Source organism: Elizabethkingia argenteiflava, from assembly GCF_009904105.1.
In the GTDB taxonomy this organism is placed as follows: Bacteria; Bacteroidota; Bacteroidia; order Flavobacteriales; family Weeksellaceae; genus Elizabethkingia; species Elizabethkingia argenteiflava.
This window is the reverse complement of the sequence record NZ_JAAABJ010000029.1, coordinates 1-1,013: the sequence shown is the minus strand read 5'-3', so window position 1 is coordinate 1,013 and position 1,013 is coordinate 1. Positions and strand designations below refer to the sequence as shown.

Here is a 1,013-nt window from a genome sequence, read left to right as displayed (position 1 = left end):
TTTATTGTTTTACAAAAATTTATTTTTCAATAATAACACTTCAGTCTCAAGTTTCAGCTTCATATTAAGAAAAGGAGTAAATATATTGATTAAAGGATGATATATAGAATTGTAATTTAATCCTTTGATACTTCTTATTTTCAGCACCCCTAAAATTTCAACTGGAAAGTAAATCCATTGATTTATATGAAATGGATAAGTTAAATCAACTGTTTTGCTATTTTTTATATGGAATTCTGCAAGCTCATTAATAACTGTTTGTATATCAGATTCATTTTTAGAAAAAGCGTTTTCAACAGCCTTAATATAACATGGCTCAATCTTTTGAGCACAATGGTTCAATAGTTGATTTATAACATTTTCACTTCTATTGTGTTCCTTTGCTAACCAATATGCTAAATACAGAATGCTATCTCTACCATAAGAGCCTTTCACAGGTCTTATATTATTGTCCCTTTCTTTTTGAAGGTGTTCTAATCCTTTTAAAAAAATTGGCTCAGACTTTTCCATTAACTCTGGAAAATAAGTCATTATAAAAATATATAGCGAGCCAATATCCGATTCTAAATATAAATCAGATGATGTCTCAAAATCTTCGGATGTAGCAACAAATGTTAGAAAGTCCAAAAAGTATGTATTGACTAATTTCGTAAAAGCTTCGCCAGATGGATTAGCATTAAACGAAACAATGGCTTTACTTATTTCCAATGTTGAATAAGAACCCAATGATTGTTCTATAGTAACTTCTATTAATTCCTCCTCTCCAAAAATAATTGCTTTCCTTGTAAATATTTTAGTTCCACTTTCAATGAAATTATTCACATCTGATTCTGCTTGTTTGTAAAATTTAAGAGTGTCTGCTTCTTTCAAGTTTACATTTAAAAACTTTTGTTCTTCAGTCAATACTCTTTTTATACACTTTATCTTAATATTCTCTACCATTGTGATGTCAAAACTTTATCTAATTTTCCGTTCTTAATAAAAATATCTATAATTCTGGTATCTCCCCAATT

At 28.2% G+C, this 1,013-nt stretch carries 1 protein-coding gene; it reads right to left on the bottom strand.

From position 1 onward, the window contains the following. Nucleotides 1-9 precede the first annotated feature (9 nt). The gene (locus tag GNY06_RS00125) at nucleotides 10-903 is read right to left on the bottom strand and encodes a hypothetical protein (protein WP_212995053.1); all 894 of its coding nucleotides are present in this window, start codon (nucleotides 901-903) and stop codon (nucleotides 10-12) included. Nucleotides 904-1,013 lie beyond the last annotated feature (110 nt).